Source organism: Streptomyces olivochromogenes, assembly GCF_001514115.1.
Taxonomy (GTDB): Bacteria; Actinomycetota; Actinomycetes; order Streptomycetales; family Streptomycetaceae; genus Streptomyces; species Streptomyces olivochromogenes.
In genome coordinates this window covers 302950-318460 of sequence record NZ_KQ948451.1, presented here as the reverse complement: position 1 = coordinate 318460, position 15511 = coordinate 302950, and the positions used below count along the sequence as shown (strand labels likewise).

The 15511-nt window shown below is 70.9% G+C and carries 19 protein-coding genes; 8 read left to right on the top strand and 11 right to left on the bottom strand.

The window, feature by feature from the left end; translation table 11 throughout:
- Positions 1–61 precede the first annotated feature (61 nt).
- Positions 62–856, bottom strand: a complete 795-nt coding sequence (locus tag AQJ27_RS01490; RefSeq protein WP_067360383.1) for a COG4705 family protein — start codon at positions 854–856, stop codon at positions 62–64.
- A 302-nt stretch (positions 857–1158) separates the two neighbouring features.
- Here AQJ27_RS01490 and AQJ27_RS01485 point away from each other — a divergent pair, with 302 nt between their 5' ends.
- The gene (locus AQJ27_RS01485) at positions 1159–1650 is read left to right on the top strand and encodes a VOC family protein (RefSeq protein WP_235613416.1); all 492 of its coding nucleotides are present in this window, start codon (positions 1159–1161) and stop codon (positions 1648–1650) included.
- Complete coding sequence (locus AQJ27_RS01480; RefSeq protein WP_067360381.1) at positions 1647–2483, top strand: SDR family oxidoreductase; 837 nt, start codon at positions 1647–1649, stop codon at positions 2481–2483. The genes AQJ27_RS01485 and AQJ27_RS01480 overlap by 4 nt, the downstream gene beginning before the upstream one ends.
- Before the next feature lie 49 nt (positions 2484–2532).
- Here the strand turns inward: AQJ27_RS01480 and AQJ27_RS57805 are convergent, their stop codons facing one another.
- The 5 genes from AQJ27_RS57805 to AQJ27_RS57200 all read right to left on the bottom strand — a co-directional run bounded on the left by AQJ27_RS57805 (position 2533) and on the right by AQJ27_RS57200 (position 5244).
- The gene (locus AQJ27_RS57805; protein WP_201264236.1) at positions 2533–2688 is read right to left on the bottom strand and encodes a hypothetical protein; all 156 of its coding nucleotides are present in this window, start codon (positions 2686–2688) and stop codon (positions 2533–2535) included.
- 204 nt (positions 2689–2892) lie between these two features.
- A complete protein-coding gene (locus AQJ27_RS57800) occupies positions 2893–3300 on the bottom strand; it encodes an LLM class flavin-dependent oxidoreductase (RefSeq protein WP_201264237.1) in 408 nt (135 codons plus the stop codon).
- Positions 3301–3438: 138 nt separating this feature from the next.
- Positions 3439–3627 carry a ferredoxin gene (locus AQJ27_RS01470; protein ID WP_067360379.1) on the bottom strand — a complete coding sequence of 63 codons (189 nt, stop codon included), beginning with the start codon at positions 3625–3627 and terminating at the stop codon, positions 3439–3441.
- The gene (locus AQJ27_RS01465; RefSeq protein ID WP_067362609.1) at positions 3624–4913 is read right to left on the bottom strand and encodes a cytochrome P450; all 1290 of its coding nucleotides are present in this window, start codon (positions 4911–4913) and stop codon (positions 3624–3626) included. The genes AQJ27_RS01470 and AQJ27_RS01465 overlap by 4 nt, the downstream gene beginning before the upstream one ends.
- A 91-nt stretch (positions 4914–5004) precedes the next feature.
- Positions 5005–5244, bottom strand: coding sequence for a hypothetical protein (locus tag AQJ27_RS57200; RefSeq protein WP_167552103.1), 240 nt, complete (start codon positions 5242–5244; stop codon positions 5005–5007).
- A gap of 574 nt (positions 5245–5818) precedes the next feature.
- Here AQJ27_RS57200 and AQJ27_RS01460 point away from each other — a divergent pair.
- A complete protein-coding gene (locus tag AQJ27_RS01460; protein ID WP_201264256.1) occupies positions 5819–6613 on the top strand; it encodes a SigB/SigF/SigG family RNA polymerase sigma factor in 795 nt (264 codons plus the stop codon).
- 154 nt (positions 6614–6767) lie between these two features.
- Here the strand turns inward: AQJ27_RS01460 and AQJ27_RS01455 are convergent, their stop codons facing one another.
- From AQJ27_RS01455 to AQJ27_RS01445, 3 genes are all read right to left on the bottom strand, one after another.
- Complete coding sequence (locus AQJ27_RS01455) at positions 6768–7073, bottom strand: ANTAR domain-containing protein (RefSeq protein ID WP_067360377.1); 306 nt, start codon at positions 7071–7073, stop codon at positions 6768–6770.
- Positions 7074–7289: 216 nt separating this feature from the next.
- Positions 7290–8600 carry an ABC transporter permease gene (locus AQJ27_RS01450; RefSeq protein WP_067360375.1) on the bottom strand — a complete coding sequence of 437 codons (1311 nt, stop codon included), beginning with the start codon at positions 8598–8600 and terminating at the stop codon, positions 7290–7292.
- A 3-nt stretch (positions 8601–8603) separates the two neighbouring features.
- The gene (locus AQJ27_RS01445) at positions 8604–9395 is read right to left on the bottom strand and encodes an ABC transporter ATP-binding protein (RefSeq protein WP_067360373.1); all 792 of its coding nucleotides are present in this window, start codon (positions 9393–9395) and stop codon (positions 8604–8606) included.
- A 161-nt stretch (positions 9396–9556) separates the two neighbouring features.
- Here AQJ27_RS01445 and AQJ27_RS01440 point away from each other — a divergent pair, with 161 nt between their 5' ends.
- Genes AQJ27_RS01440 through AQJ27_RS01430 form a run of 3 tightly spaced genes read left to right on the top strand, consistent with a single transcriptional unit; the run spans position 9557 to position 11852 of the window.
- On the top strand, positions 9557–10237 hold the full coding sequence (locus tag AQJ27_RS01440; RefSeq protein WP_067360371.1) for an ABC transporter permease: 681 nt from the start codon (positions 9557–9559) through the stop codon (positions 10235–10237).
- Positions 10234–10905, top strand: coding sequence for an ABC transporter permease (locus AQJ27_RS01435; protein ID WP_067360369.1), 672 nt, complete (start codon positions 10234–10236; stop codon positions 10903–10905). The genes AQJ27_RS01440 and AQJ27_RS01435 overlap by 4 nt, the downstream gene beginning before the upstream one ends.
- Complete coding sequence (locus AQJ27_RS01430; RefSeq protein WP_067360367.1) at positions 10902–11852, top strand: ABC transporter substrate-binding protein; 951 nt, start codon at positions 10902–10904, stop codon at positions 11850–11852. Before AQJ27_RS01435 ends, AQJ27_RS01430 begins: the two co-directional genes overlap by 4 nt.
- Positions 11853–11907: 55 nt before the next feature.
- Here the strand turns inward: AQJ27_RS01430 and AQJ27_RS01425 are convergent, their stop codons facing one another.
- A complete protein-coding gene (locus tag AQJ27_RS01425; protein WP_067360365.1) occupies positions 11908–12747 on the bottom strand; it encodes a DUF1206 domain-containing protein in 840 nt (279 codons plus the stop codon).
- Between the two features lie 421 nt (positions 12748–13168).
- On the opposite strand from AQJ27_RS01425, the gene AQJ27_RS01420 reads away from it, so the two are divergent.
- Positions 13169–13765 carry a hypothetical protein gene (locus tag AQJ27_RS01420; RefSeq protein WP_067360363.1) on the top strand — a complete coding sequence of 199 codons (597 nt, stop codon included), beginning with the start codon at positions 13169–13171 and terminating at the stop codon, positions 13763–13765.
- Entirely contained in the window at positions 13762–14160 is a 399-nt protein-coding gene (locus AQJ27_RS01415) for a hypothetical protein (RefSeq protein WP_067360361.1), read from the top strand. Before AQJ27_RS01420 ends, AQJ27_RS01415 begins: the two co-directional genes overlap by 4 nt.
- A gap of 145 nt (positions 14161–14305) precedes the next feature.
- Here the strand turns inward: AQJ27_RS01415 and AQJ27_RS01410 are convergent, their stop codons facing one another.
- A complete protein-coding gene (locus AQJ27_RS01410) occupies positions 14306–15490 on the bottom strand; it encodes an ABC transporter ATP-binding protein (RefSeq protein ID WP_067360359.1) in 1185 nt (394 codons plus the stop codon).
- Positions 15491–15511: the final 21 nt, after the last annotated feature.

Below are 15511 nucleotides of genomic sequence, written 5' to 3'. Positions count from 1 at the left end.
GTCCGCGGTCGTCCACCACTGCGAGCGCGGCCTCGCCGGTCACCCCCGCACGGCCGGTGCCCTACGCGAGGCGCTCGGTGTCCCCGACGTCGTTGCGGGACACGGCCAGGTAGCCGACGAAGCCGATGATGGCGACGGTCCAGGACAGGGTGACCGGTCCCAGCCCGAGGCCGAGGCCGCCGCGGGCGTGGCTCAGGGCCATCCAGTCGGCGACCGAGGCGCCGAGCGGGCGGGTGATGACGTACGCGGTCCAGAAGGCGGCCACCGCGTTGAGGGTGCCCCACTTGTGCATGACGGCAGGGACGGCGATGGCGACGGCGTACAGCACGGCCGAGCCGAGGTAGCCGAGGCCGACCGTGGCGGAGAGGTCACCGGCGGCGGTGCCGAGCGCGAAGGTGGCCAGCACGGTGGCCCAGTAGAAGAGTTCGCGGCGGCGGGTGTGGATGCTGTGGATGGAGAGGGTCTTCTCGCTGGCGTACCAGACGGCGAACACGGCTGCCAGCGCGACCATGAAGAAGGGGGTGGAGATCGTGTACGGGACGCCCAGGCCGACGTGCAGGACGTCCGCGGCCATGGTGCCGAACACGCTGACCATCACGATCGCCGTCCAGTAGATCCAGGCGACGTAGCGACGGGCCTTGAGCTGGACAAAGAGCGCCACCACGAGGGCCAGGCCGCCGAGGCCGACGGCGGGGATCGGCCCGAGCTTCTTGGCGAGGAGATCCGAGGCGGTCTCACCCATGCCGGTGGTCAGCACTTTGATCACCCAGAAGTAGACGGTGACTTCCGGAACCTTGCTCGCCAGATGGGTGGGGCCGGCGGCGCGACGACGGCGGGTGAGGTGCTCTGTGCTCATGCCCGCACGATGACATGGCGAACAGCGCTGGCCACAGGGGTCTTTGCCATTGCTTTGGGGCTTCTGGTGCAGGAGTTGCCAGGGCCCGCGAAGGGCCTGAACACAACCTGAACACCCACGCCATGACCCCCGGATCCGTTGGGAAACGGCACACATCCGATGGTACGAAGAAAGGTCGTCGCCGGGCCTCGCGACGACCCCCGTCCTTCCATTGCGCTCCCCGACCGCACGTGAGAATATCGTTCTCATTTCGAAGAATGAACTTCTTTTCTGTGGTTGAACTCAATGACGAGGGAGACACGTTGGAAGCGACGGAGTACGGGCAGGCAGCTGTCGGCCGGGTGCTGAAGGCTCAGGACCAGTTCCATCTCGGCATCGTCGTCGAGGACTTCGAGACGACCCTGGCCGAGTTCTCCTCCCTGTTCGGGTACAAGTGGTGCGGCGAGATCAGCGGACCGGTCCCGGTCACGCTGCCGGACGCGGACGCCGTGGTCGAGCTCGGGTGCGTGTTCTCGACGACCACACCCCGTCTCGAGATCGTCCGGCGCGTCCCTGGGACCCTGTGGGAGCCGGCGGCCGGCGGCGCCGTTCATCACGTCGGCTACTGGTCCGACGACGTCGCCGCGGACGCCGCCGAACTGGAACGGCACGGTTTCGTCCGGGAGGCCACGCGCAAGGGTGCCGACGGCGCCCCGTTCGCGTTCCTGCGCAGCCCGGCCAGCGGCTACCGCGTCGAGCTGGTGAGCCGGGTGGCGCAGCAGAGCCTGGAACGGTTCTGGGGGATGAGCGCATGACGACCGTCGGGATCGTCACCGGCGCCGGCCGAGGGATGGGGCTGGCCTGCGCGCGGCGACTCGCCGACCAGGTGGACAGGCTGCTCCTCGTCGACCGGGACGAGGCGACCGTGACCGCGGCCGCCAAGGACCTGTCCGCCACCGGGCGGGGGGCCGTCGTCGAACCGTTCGTCCTCGACATCACCGATGCCGCGGGCCTGGCCGGACTCGCCGCACGCGTCGGCGAACTGGGCACCCTGCGCGCCGTCGCCCACGCCGCGGGCATCTCGCCCACCATGGCCGACTGGCGTCGTATCTTCACCGTCGACCTCGTCGGCACCGCGCTCCTTGCCCGGACGCTCCGCCCGCTGGCCACCGAGGGCACGGCCCTGGTGTGCTTCGCGTCGATGGCCCCACTGCTCGGCGGCACCGGCGCCGACCCGGCCGTCGACGCGGTGCTGGACGACCCGCTCGACGAACGGTTCCTCGACCGCGTCCGCGAGGCCGTCGGGCCGGGCATCGAGGACACCGGTATCGCGTACGCGTGGGCCAAGCGCGGGGTGCACCGCTTCGTCCAGCGCGAGGCGGTGCGCATCGGGCCGCTCGGTGCCCGTGTCTGCTCGGTATCCCCTGGGCTGATCGACACTCCTCAGGGGCGGCAGGAATCCGCGAGCCATCCGGGGATGGAGCTGCTGCTGCGGCAGACCCCGCTCGGCCGGCAGGGGCGGTCCGAGGACGTCGCCGCGGCCGTCGCCTTCCTGCTGTCGTCCGAGGCCGGTTTCCTCAGTGGGATCGACCTCCTCGTGGACGGCGGTGTGTGCGCCGCCGTCCGGACACGAGCCGGCCGCACGTGAGTCCGTACGAGTGCACGTGAGGCCCGTACGCCCCGTAGTGCCCGTGAGCTCAGCGGTTTGCCGCCGACCGCTGTTGGTGGGCGGTGGCGAAGGCGCGCAGTTCGCGGGCGACGTCGGGCCCGCTCGGTGTGGAGACGACCTCGCGGAAGCCGAGGTCGGCGAGCCGCGCCAGGCTTCTGCCGACCCGGGCCGCGTCGCCGACCATCGTCTTGAGGTCGATGTGATCGAGGAGTCGGCGGTCGCGGTCGGGGAGGTGCGTGACATGGCCCTCGAAGGTGAGCGGATGGCGTTCGTCCTCGGCGGCGAGTTCCTCGACAGCCGCCCGCCAGGCCCGGCCCCCGGGCAGGGCGTCGACCGCCTCGGCGCCGCCCTTGGCGTACGCGTTGTGCCAGTCGACGACCCGCCACGGTTAGATCGCCTCCCGGACGCGGTCCGAGTCCCGGTCCTCGCCGGGGTCGAGCACGGTGCCGGAGAGGATGGTCGCGGTCGGGAGCACGGGGTGCGGAGGTCCGATGACGCCGTCGGCCACCTTCTCGGCGAGCGCGGTGCCCCGGGGGCCGAACACACTGATCCAGAGCGGGACCTGCACCGGTCGCGAGGCGGTGAGGCCGCCCGCGTGCAGCACCCGCACCGGTTTGCCGTCCGCGATCGCCGTCTCCCCGGCGAGCAGCCGGCGCAGGGTCGTCATGGAGGCGGCGAGGGCGTCCAGCGTCATCGGGCGCCGGCCCACCGCGAGCCGGGCCGTGAACGCCGTACCGAAGCAGGCCCGGAAGCGCCCGCCGGAGACGCGGGCGACGGTGGCGATGCCGGAGGCCACGGCGCGGAGGCGAAGCCGCTGCGGCTGGCCGCGGCCGACTGCAACGTCGTGATCGTCTCCGGGTTCGAGATGCCGTCGCGATCCGCGTGGAGGAGCCTTGCCGGTCGCGGCCCGCGCGGTGTGCGCGGGCCGCGAGCGTCAGTCCAGCGTGATGGCGCGCTCGGGGCAACTGCCCATCGCCGTACGCACGGTGTCCTCGAACGCGGCGGGTACCTCCGGTGTGAGCACCACCGCGTAGCCGTCGTCGGTCAGGTCGAACACCTCGGGGCAGAGCGACCAGCAGACCCCGTGTCCCCGGCAGCGGTCCTCGTCGACCTTCGCCTTCACCGCGCCGGCTCCTCGGCGAGGGTGAACTCGACGTTCAGGTTGGTCAGACCGCGCAGGATGTACGTCGGGATGTAGTGGTAGCGGCGCTCGCCCTCGGGTCCGTGCACGCGCTCCGAGAGCCTGATGTCGGCCGTGCGGTCGAGGAGCCGCTCGATGGCCACCCGGCCCTCGGCGCGGGCCAGCGGCGCACCGGGGCAGGTGTGGATGCCCCGTCCGAACGCGATGTGGTGGCGGGCGTTGGCGCGGGAGGGGTCGAAGGTGTCCGGCTCCTCGAAGTGGCGGGGGTCGCGGTTCGCGGCCCCGTTCAGGACCATCACCGTGGTGCCGGCCGGTATGTCGACACCGCCCACCGTGGTCGGCACCCTGGACAGCCGGAAGTCGCCCTTGATCGGGCTCTCCATCCGCAGCGCCTCCTCGATGAAGTTGGGGATGAGGGCGCGCTCCTCGCGCAGTCGCCGCTGTAGCCCGGGGCGCTCGACGAGCAGCTTGAGGGCGGAGCTGAGCAGCCGGACCGTGGTCTCCTGGCCCGCCGCGAAGAGATTGGTCGCCACCCGGGCCACATCGGCGACGTCGGGCGTCGAGCCGTCCGGGAACGTCGCCGAGGCCAGACCGGAGAGCACGTCGTCGCGCGGTTCGCGCCGCCGCTCCTCGACGTAGGACGCGAACCGCTCGTACAGATACTCCAGCGGTGTGTGCTCCATCTCCCGTTCCGTGCTGCCCACGCCGCCGTCCGCCTGCGGCCTGTGCTCCAGCCCCCTCACGAACTCCTCGCGGTCCTCGTCGGGCACGCCGAGCAGGTCGGTGATGACCCGCAGGGTGAACGGCCCCGCGAACCCGCTGATGAAGTCGCCCTCGCCCGGGGCGAGGAACGTGTCCAGACCGCGGTCGGCCAGCTGCCACATCGCCGCCTCGTTCTCCTTGAGGCGTCGCGGTGTGATCAGCCGCATCAGCAGCGCGCGGTGGTCCGTGTGCGTCGGTGGGTCGAGGGTCGGAAGCTGGTCGCTGAAGGGGAGTTCGGCGCGGTGCAGCTCGATGAGCTCGCTCACGTCGTCCCCCTCGAGCGGGACCGGGAACCCCGGGAAGGGGCCGGTCACCGAGAGACACGACGAGAACGTCTCACTGTCGTTGAACACCTGAACCGCTTCGTCGTACCCCGTCACCATCATCACGTCGTGGTGGCTCTCGCGCTGTACGGGACACTTCCCGCGCATCGCCTCGAAGTACGGGTAGGGGTCCGCGACGAGCCCGTCGTCCCGGAAGAAGTTCATCGCCTCGAAGTCGTTCACCGTGTGCAACGCTCCCTTCGGCACCGCGACGCCTGTGTCCCGGTGGTCGTGAGTGGTGGGTCGGCTGGGCTCGGGCGGTCGCCGGGCCGGGTCAGGGCTGGTAGTCGGCGGGCCACAGCCGACGGGGTGCGCCCGAGGTGGTGACCATGCGGTGCGGGCTGTCCAGCGGCGTGATCATCGGGCATGTTGGGGAACGCCCGACGATGATCGAGGTGTCGGCGACCTCGATCTCCTTCGTGAAGCAACTCCCCTTGCGTCCTCGTAGGACACCACTCCCGTGCCCAGGTCCGGGTAGTGCTTCGTCCAGCTGCCCTCGGCCGGCTTCGGACAAGGGCCATCGCGTCAGTCCTCCGATACGGGCGTTGCCTGAACAGGTACGATCACGCGGGCGAGAACTGAATTCTCTTCATTGAACATTAGATTTCCATGGTGCGGCTGCCCCGTCAACGGTCGGCGGGGGTCCGGGTGGGCCTGGGGTCACGTGCGGGGCGGCACGGCCCTGGCGTCCCGTGTCGCGGTGGGGTGAGAGGTGCAGGTCGCCGGGGTGAAGCCCGTCTCGAAGCGCCGTCGACGTCGCGCGGCGGCGTTACGGAGGCCATGGAAATCGCGCGGAGGCGGAGATCGTGCGGTGAATTCACGGTGTACGGATATGGATTCGCGGACATGCGTGACGCTCCAGAATCGCCTCCTCGCCCGGCGTCACGCCCCTTGGGTGATTCTCCGGGATTGTCGCGGCATTGTTTGGGTGACCGATATGAGGGAATTGTCCTAGCAGTGCTTCGGACAGGAGGCACGTCCGTGGGAGCTGGTCCGCCAGGTCACCGGGTGTCTCCCGTCCGGTTTTTTGTGCGCGCTCTCCCACGGGGACTGCCCCGTCGGCAACCCCTGAGGGAGTTGTGAGCACTATGCGCATGACGTCCGGCACCAAAAGACACCCCCATGACGACGCCCCCGACACCGCCGGAGCCTTCGTCCGCCTCGCCGGCCTGCCCGCCGGGCCCGAGCGGGAGGCGCTTCGCGAGGAGATCATCCGGTCCTGGCTGCCCATGTCGGAGCGTGTCGCGGGCCGCTACCGGGGCAAGGGCGAGTCGGTCGAGGACCTCAACCAGGTGGCCGCGCTCGGCCTGGTCAAGGCGGTCGACCGCTACGACCCCGAGCTCGGCAACGCCTTCGAGAGCTACGCCGTCCCGACCATCACAGGCGAGATCAAACGCCACTTCCGCGACCACATGTGGACCCTGCACGTCCCGCGCCGCGTCCAGGACGTGCGCAACAGGGTGCGCGCGGCCCTCAAGGACCTGTCGCAGACGATGCAGGGCCAGCGGCCTACCGTCGCCGAGATCGCCGCGTACGCGCACCTGAGCGAGGACGAGGTACGTACCGGTATCGAGGCCCTGGACAGCTTCTCCGCCCTCTCGCTGGACGCCGAACTGCCCGGCGGCGACGACGGTTACGCGCTCAACGACGCGCTGGGCGCGCGCGACACCGGATTCGACCTGGTCATCGATCGCGAGTCGGTGAAACCGGCCCTGCACGAGCTCCCCGAGCGCGAACGGGCCATCCTCTACCTGCGCTTCTTCCAGGGCATGACGCAGAGCTGCATCGCCGATCAGCTCGGCATCTCACAGATGCACGTCTCGCGCCTCCTCAGCGACTGCTGCGCCACCCTGCGCGAACAGGTGCTCTCCGATGCGGCATAGCCCACGGGCGGTGGACACACCCGGCCGCCCGGGGGGTTGCCCCGGCCGGGCGGTCGGAGGCGAGCTCACTGCCGAACCCTCCCGGGAGCGGTTGGCCAGCGGGCCACCTCTCTTTGGACTACCTGGGTGGATCAGATCCAAACAAATTCCGCGCCTACGGTGCGGGGTGACTGTCGGGGATCTGCGTGGGCCCGTACTTGTCGAGCGTGTCCTCCAGGGCCGCGCGAATATCGGGCGGCAGATCTCCCCGCCGCCCCCAGACGAGGATCATTTCCGCGACGGTGCGCAGCTTGACGTTCGTGTGCTGCGAGACTTCCCGGAGCACGGCCCAGCCCTGGTCGGGCGACACCCGGCCGAGGGCGACCATCATGCCGATGGCCTGGTCCACCGTGGCGTGCGAGGTGACGGCCTCCTTCAGCTGGTCGACCTCTTCCCGCAGCTCGACCACCCGGTCCGCCATGTCGGAAGGCGAAGCCGACTCCTGCGGGGCGTCGCACGGTTCGGCGCCTCCCGCACGGGCGTCTGACGTCATCGTCCCCTCCGGGGCCTGGATCCTGGCGGCGCAAACCGTCGTCCTTCGAGTCCTGCGAGTCCTTCGACACCATCGTGGCCACGCGGCCGGGCAGGTGCCAGTGCGGACCGCACCCACGGACCGCCACCACAGTCCGCCGCCCGCTCACGCGACCAGCGTCACCGCCGTCACGGCCGGCGTCCGCAGGGTGCGGCGGGCCGTGAACAGGACGGTCCCCAGGGTCACCGCCGCCGCGACCGCGACGACGGCGAGCCAGATACCAGGTCCCTGGCCCGGCCACGGGGAGTCCGTGCGCACGGCGCTGAACGCGAGGACCCCGGCGAGCCCGGCCAGGGTGCCGAAGAAGACGCCCGTCACCGCCAGGATCAGACCCTCGACGCCGACCACCCCGAGCACCTGCCCAGGCGTCGCACCCGCCAACCGCTGCTGCCCGAACTCCCGGCCGCGGTAAGTCGTCGCCGCGTACAGGGAGTTGATCAGCATGACGCAGCAGAAGACCACGATGACGCCGACGACCGTGAGGTTGAGCGTCTCGAGGTTCTTCGCGTCGACCGACTTCGGAACACCGGAGGCCTTGAGCGCGTCGCTCTCGACCGCCTGCATGGTCAGCGTCGCCGACGCCATGCAGGTGAAGAGGATCAGCGGCATCAGGACACCGGACATCTCCGCAGCACGCCGACGCAGGTTCCGTACGGCCAGATACCCGCTCGGGCCCGCCAGGGGCAGCCGGTCCAGCAGGCCCTCCAGCAGCCGCGGCGCCAGCAGCGCGCACCCCACGGACAGCAGGATCGCCCCGTACGCGGGAGGCGCCATCAGCGCGGCGTCCTCGGCCGAGAACGCGAAGGTGGAACAGACCGCCGCACCACCGACGAGCAGAGCCGCGTACGCGAGGAACGTCCGTGCCCGACCCCGGGGGCGACGGCGGAGCGTCACCCGCCGCACCGCGAGCAACGCCGCGCCCGCCGCGGCCGACACCGTGATGCCGACGCCCGACCCCAGGGCGACGGGACCGAAGGAGTGGTCGACGGACCGGGCGACCTGGCCGCTGTCCTGGAAGACGCCCAACAGGGCGCGTCCGCCGAGCATCGCCGGACCGATCGCCAGTACCGCGCCCACCAGGGCGATCGCCACCGCCTCACCCACGACCATCCGCCCGATCTGCGCGGGAGTCGCCCCGGAGCACCTGAGCAACTCCATCTCGGCGCCGCGCTGACGGACGTTCACCGTCAGGGTCGAGGCGATCGCGAAGAACACCAGCAGGGTGCCGTAGCCGCCGACGACGCCCGCCGCGGTGGACAGCGACTGCGCGCTCACGGAGTCCACGCCCGGCCGAGCGGCCGTGTCGTGCAGGGAGTTGAAGGTCATGACGACCGCCGCGCCGAGGAACGCGGACAGCAGGGTCGCCGTGGCGCGCCCGGGGCGCTGCCGGAGGGAACGCAGGGCCAGAGCGAACACGGCTCACACCCCCACCCTCGTGTCGTCGCCGAGGTGCGCCAGGCGCTCGGCCACGGCGTCCGCCGTCGGCGCGGGCAGTCGGCCGGCCATCCGTCCGTCCGCGAGGAACACGACCGCGTCGGCGTACGAGGCGGCGAGGGGGTCGTGCGTCACCATGACGACCGTCCTGCCGTGCACCCGCACCGCCTCCTGAAGCAGCCGCAGCACATCCCGTGCGCCCCGGCTGTCGAGGGCGCCGGTCGGCTCGTCCGCGAAGATCACCCGAGGCTCGGCGACCAGCGCCCGGGCGATCGCCACCCGCTGCTGCTGCCCGCCGGAGAGCTGGTCGGGCAGGCTGCCGAGCCGGTCGCCCAGACCGACCGCCGTCAGGATCTCCCGCGCCCGGGCCCGGTCGACGCGCCGCCCGGCGAGCTTCAGCGGCAGGATCGTGTTCTGAGCGACGGTCAGCGTCGGCAGCAGGTTGTACTGCTGGAAGACGAAACCGATCCGGCCGCGCCGGAACCTCGTCAGCTCGGCCTCACCGCCGCCCGTCACCTCCACTCCGTCGACCCGCACGATGCCGCTGTCGGGCCGCTCGAGCCCGGCCGCGCACCGCAGCAGCGTGGACTTGCCGGACCCCGAGGGCCCCATGACCGCGGTGAAGCTTCCGCGCGCCAGGCCGAGGCTCACCCCGTCCAGCGCGGTCACGGCGCTCTCCCCGGCGCCGTAGGTCTTGCCGACCTTGACCAGCCGCAGCGCCTCCTGGGCGGGTTCCGATTCGTTCGTACGTCGCGAGGTGCGGCGAAACATCGTCATCACTCTCCGTCCGGCACGCCCTGTGCCTCGCTCACGACGCTACGGAGCGAAAGCCCGACCCACATGGGGCGCAGAACCCGTATCACGGGGTGTACTCAGCGACACCCCGTACGGGTCACCAGAACGCGCCGACTCCCGCCCGCCCCCGATGGAATGGACGCGTGACCGCGCCCCCGGACGACTGTCTCGCCCGCAACGAGTGGATCTGCGGTGAGTACCTGAGCACGCGCCGCCAGATCCTCCTGGACGCGGTCGTCCAGCACCTCCAGCTCACGGCGGTCTCCGTGCTCGTCGGACTCGTCATCGCGGTGCCGCTGGCCGTCCTGGCCCGGCGCTGGGGCTGGGCGGCCGGACCCGTCCTCGCGGTGACCACGATCCTCTACACCATCCCGTCCCTCGCGATGTTCTCGCTGCTCCTGCCCGTCTACGGGCTGTCGGCCACACTGGTCGTCTCCGGACTCGTCCTCTACTCGCTGACCCTCCTCGTCCGCAACATCCTCGCGGGCCTGCGCGCCGTCCCCGAGGAGACCCGGCAGGCCGCCCGCGGCATGGGATACGGGCCCATCCGCCTCCTACTCACCGTGGAACTGCCGCTCGCGGTGCCCGCCTCGATGGCCGGACTGCGCATCGCCACCGTCTCGGCGGTCTCACTGGTGACGGTCGGCGCGATCGTCGGCTTCGGGGGACTCGGCAATCTCATCTACGCGGGCATGAACACCTACTTCAAGGCGCAGGTCCTCACCGCGTCCGTGCTCTGCGTCGTCATCGCCGTCGCCGCGGACCTCCTCCTGCTCGCGGTGCAGCGGCTCATCACCCCCTGGACCCGGGCGGCCCGCGGATGAACACCCTGACCGGGGCCTGGGACTGGCTCGGCGACCCCGCGCACTGGTCCGGGGACGACGGCGTCTGGCACCGCCTCGCCCAGCACCTCGTCCTGACCGTCGTCTGCCTCGTCATCAGCTGCCTCATCGCGCTGCCCGTCGCCCTGGTCCTGGGCCACCTCGGCAAGGGCGGCGCGCTCGCCGTCAACATCTCCAACATCGGCCGCGCCGTCCCCACCTTCGCCGTACTGGTCCTCCTGCTGCTCACCCCGCTCGGCAAGTGGGGCGAGGGTCCGACCGTCGTCGCGCTGGTCCTCTTCGCCGTACCACCGCTGCTCACCAACGCCTACGTCGGCATGCGCGAGGTCGACCGGAGCGTGGTGCGCTCGGCGCGGGGCATGGGGATGACCGGCCGGCAGATGCTGTTCCACGTAGAGCTGCCCCTTTCGCTCCCGATGGTCATGAACGGCGTAAGGATCGCCGCGGTCCAACTCGTCGCGACTGCCACGATCGCGGCGCTCGCGGGCGGCGGTGGACTCGGCCGGATCATCACCGCGGGCTTCAACCTGGCGAGCACCCCGCAGGTCGTCGCCGGAGCGATCCTCGTCGCCGTGTTCGCCCTGATCGTCGAGGGGATCTTCGAGATCGCCGAACGGCTGGCACCGCGCTGCGCGAGGGGCATCCGATGAGGCGAGGCTGCGGCCTGCTGAGACTGGTTCTGCTGAGCCCGGTCCTGCTGACCGGCTGCGGCACCGGGCCGTCCCTGGAGAACCGCGGCGCGGTCACCGCGCCGCCCGGCGACAGCAAGCACCTGACCATCGGCTCGGCCGGGTTCACCGAGAGCGACCTGCTGGCCCAGATGTACGCGCTGCTGCTCGACCAGGCCGGATACCAGACCTCCATGCTGACGGTCGCCAACCGCGAACTCTACGAACCCGCCCTGGAATCCGGCCAGATCGACGTCGTACCGGAGTACGCCGCCACCTTCGCGGACTGGCTGAACGCCAAGACCCACGGTGCGGACGCGCCGCCCGTCGGCTCACCCGACCTCGCCACCACGATGAAGGCGCTCCGGTCGCTCGCCACACCGCGTGGCCTCACCGTCCTCGACCCCGGCAGGGCCGTCGACCAGAACGCCTTCGCGGTGACGGCGGCGTACGCCGGGCGGCATCACCTGAAGACGCTCAGCGACCTCGGCGCGTCCCGTCTTCCGGTACGGCTCGCGGCGGGCGACGAGTGCGTCCAACGGCCCTACTGCGAGCCGGGGTTGAAGAAGACGTACGGCATCGACATCACCGGCGTCGACCCGAAGGGCGTGGGCACCACCCAGGCCAAGCGGGCCGTACAGAGTGGTCAGGACCAGATGGTCCTGACCACGACGACGGACGCGACGCTCGACGAGTTCGGCCTCGTCCTCCTCGCCGACGACAAACATCTGCAGAACGCCGACTACATCGTGCCCGTCGTCAACCGCTCGCGGGCCGGCGGCGAGGGCGTCACCAAGGCACTCGGCAAGCTCAACGACGTACTCACCACCGCGGACCTGGCATCGATGAACCAGCAGGTCGACAGCTGGCGACGGCTGCTCGAGGACGTGGCGCGGACCTATCTGAAGGACAAGGGTCTGCTGAAGTGACGCCCTCGGACGCCCTCAGACGCCCTCTGCCGTGCTCAGCCGCCCTCAGCCCCCCTCAGATCCGGCGCCAGCGTGCCATCGCGAAGGAGAACAGACCGAACAGCACGAGTCCGGCGGCGACGCATACCAGCAGCCACGGCCCCGCCGGGGTGTGGGCGAACGAGCGGATCGTGTCGTCCAGCCCCTTCGCCCGGTCGGGTTCGTAGTCGATCGCCGCGCGCACGGCGAAGCACCCCGCCGCGGCGAACACCAGCCCGCGCGCGGCGCCACCGCCCACGCCGGTCACATCCACCAGCCGCCGCGTGCGCGCCGACATCTGGCCGAGCTTCAACTTCTTGTGGTACTTGCGCAACACGGCCCGCCCGCCGATCAGCAGACCCGCCACGACGATGCCGACTCCGGCGGCTCCGACGATCCACTGCCCCGCCGGCAGATCCAGCACCTTGGCCGTCACATCCCGCGACTGCTGGTCGCTCGAACCCTTGCCGCCACTGCCCGAGCCCGCCGCGAACGACAGCACCGAGTAGGCGACGAACGCGTAGAACACGAAGCGCACGGCCGACAGCAGTCGCTTCTTCGCCGCCCGGCCGTCCGGCCCGGCGGAACCGAAGCACGCCTCGGACAGCCGCCACAAAGCCATGCCGACGAGGCCGACAGCCAGCGCCCACAGCAGCACCGCGCCGAAGGGCTGCTGCGCGATCTCCGCGACGGCGCCGTTGCGGTCCGCCTGCTTCTTTCCGTCCCCGAAGGCGATCCGCAGTGCCAGGACGCCGACCAGCAGGTAGATCACGCCCCGCGCGGTCAGACCCGCCCGGGCGGCGTACTCCACCCCCGAGCCCCTCGCCGCGCGCCGAGCCTTGATGCGTCCGGTCCGTGCCGTCGCACTTGCGTTCATGTGGACCTCCCGCGGAACGGGTGCCCTCGCATCGGAGAGACACACGTGTGCGGGAGTGGCCAGATTGCGGTGTTCCGTTGCCGGATGAGGCCTTCCTCCTCGCCTTCGGCTCGCTACGCTTCAAGGAGAGGCTCTGCCACGGGGGGTTCACATGGGCGGTTCGGGATTCCTGTACGAGAACGAGCGCCGTCCCTCCAGCGCGCGGCCCAAGCCCGAGCCCGAGACCGAGACCGTGGCAGGGGGGTCGATCGACAGGTGGAAGGCACCTGAGGCGCCGGCAAGGACGCCGTATGGTGAACGGCCGACGACCGCGCCGGCACAGACGCCGTATCGTGAACGGCCGACGACCGCGCCGGCACAGACGCCGTATCGTGAACGGCCGACCACCGCGCCGGCACAGGCGCCGGTTGCGCCTCCTGAAGTGGATTCCAGGTTCATCGAGTTCTTCGGCGCTGCCGAGGGTTTGTATGAGGCGCTGCCCACCGCCGGGCCGCCGCTCATCGACTACCGCGACTACGACTCCTTGCTGCGCCTGGCCCGTGAGCCGAGTCCCGAGCAGATCAGCCCCCTGCGTCCCGACGAGCCGACGACCCCGTTGGTCTATGTCTTCGGACCGATCATCGACAGCCAGGTGGCGATCAACTCCCAAGGGAATGTGACCCAGAATCGGACCGACGTACGGCCCGAGCAGTCATACCGGGCGCACTTCCAGCCGGCGCGGCGTGCCGACCCCGTACAGGTGGTGGAAACTCTGCGGGTCGAGGTAGATCGGCTGGGGCTCGACCTCTACTCGCAGTACGTCATCCGGCAGGCCGCAGCGGTGATCAAGGTGGAGCTGGGTCGCCCCCGGATCAATGAGGAACGTGTCCGCAGGGCCGTCGAGCAGATCCTCGCCTGCCTGGCCGGGCAGCTCGGCGGCGCCCCGCTCACCGCCCGTCTGGCGGCCCTGGCGGCTCGCCTGGAGGCCGTCCTCGGTAGCGCGACGGAAGAGAACTCCGGTTCAGGAGGCGTACGTTGACGAGTTCGGGCGGTGCCCAGTTCCACGGGCCCATTCACGGCAGCCAGATCGCGATCGGCGGTCACAACGTCACCCAGCATCAGTACGTGACGGCCGACGAGGGGGCGAGCGCCCGGCTCGCCGAGGCCGTGCGGTCCGTGCTCGCGGCGCTGGAGCCGCTCGGCCTGGCCGCCGAGGATGGGACCGCCGTACGCCAGGACGCCGAGGCCGCTCTGGCGGAGGCCGCCCGGTCGCAGCCGGACGTGGGACGCCTGCGCGGTCTGCTGAGCCGGATCGGGGCCGTGCTCGCATCGGTGGCGGCCGGCGCGGCCACGGGGGCCGCCGCGGGCGCCGGCACCGGAGCGGCCGAGCTGGCACACGCCGTGCTCGTCGACCTGCAGAACGCCCTGCCCTGAGCCGTGCCGAGGGCGCCCCGAAGGAGCGCCCCAAAGGGGCGCGGGCAACTGCGCGCCCAGCCACAACAGTCCCGCGGCCAAAGCACGACCCGGACTCCGCAGCCAAAATCCGACCTGCACCCCACGGCCCAACCCAGCGGAGCGCTCACGCATCGGAGATCGAGTCGAACGACACCTGCCCCCGCCGCACCCCCCGCGCATCCGCGTCCACCGACCGCCGCAGCGCCTCGTGCAGCTTCGCCGGGGTGAGTACGCCGAGGAAGCGGGTCCCGTCCAGCACCGCGACCCAGCCCGCGTCGTGCTGGAGCATCACGCTGAAGGCCTGCTTCAGCGGGGCGCCCACCGGGACCCACGCCGGGGGTCCGGGGGTATCCCCCGGAGAGTGCAGCATTCGGTGGGCGCGGTCGCCGACGGACCCACCCGCCGCCAACTCGTCGACGCCCACCCACCCGTGCAGATCGTCCTCCGCGTCCAGGACGACCGCCCATCGCGCGCCCTGCGCGTGCAAGCGGGCGACCACCGTGTCGGCGGCCTCGTCCAGGCGGGCGACGGGCGGCTGTTCCAGGTCGTCGGGCTCGATGTCGGTGACCGACAGCCGCTTCAACCCGCGGTCGGCGCCGACGAACTCGGCGACGTAGGGAGTGGCCGGGGTGCCCAGCACGGCCCCCGGCGTGTCGAACTGCTCGATGCGGCCCTGCCCGTACACCGCGATGCGGTCGCCGAGCCGTACCGCCTCCTCGATGTCGTGCGTGACCAGCAGCACCGTCTTGCGCACGGCCTCCTGCATGCGCAGGAACTCGTCCTGCAACTGTTCCCGGACCACCGGATCGACGGCCCCGAAGGGCTCGTCCATCAGCAGTACGGGTGGATCGGCGGCGAGCGCCCGGGCCACCCCGACCCGTTGGCGCTGGCCGCCCGACAACTGTTCCGGATAGCGCGAGCCGTACGTCTTCGGGTCCAGGCCCACCAGATCGAGCAGCTCCGCGGCGCGCGTCCGCGCCTTCGCCTTCTTCCAGCCGATGAGCGTCGGCACGGTCGCCGTGTTGTCGAGGATCGTCCGGTGCGGGAACAGGCCCACCTGCTGGATGACGTACCCGATACGCCTCCGCAGCCGTACCGGATCGACCGTGGCGATGTCCTGGCCGTTCACGAAGATCCGGCCCGACGTCGGTTCGATCAGCCGGTTCACCATCATCATGGTCGTCGTCTTGCCGCAGCCCGACGGGCCGACGAGCGTGACGAGTTCGCCCTCCGCGACCTCGAACGAGAGGCCGTCCACCGCCGTCGTGCCGTCCGGATAGCGCTTGGTGACCTGTTCGAACCGGATCATCCCCTCACGCTAACCGGGCAG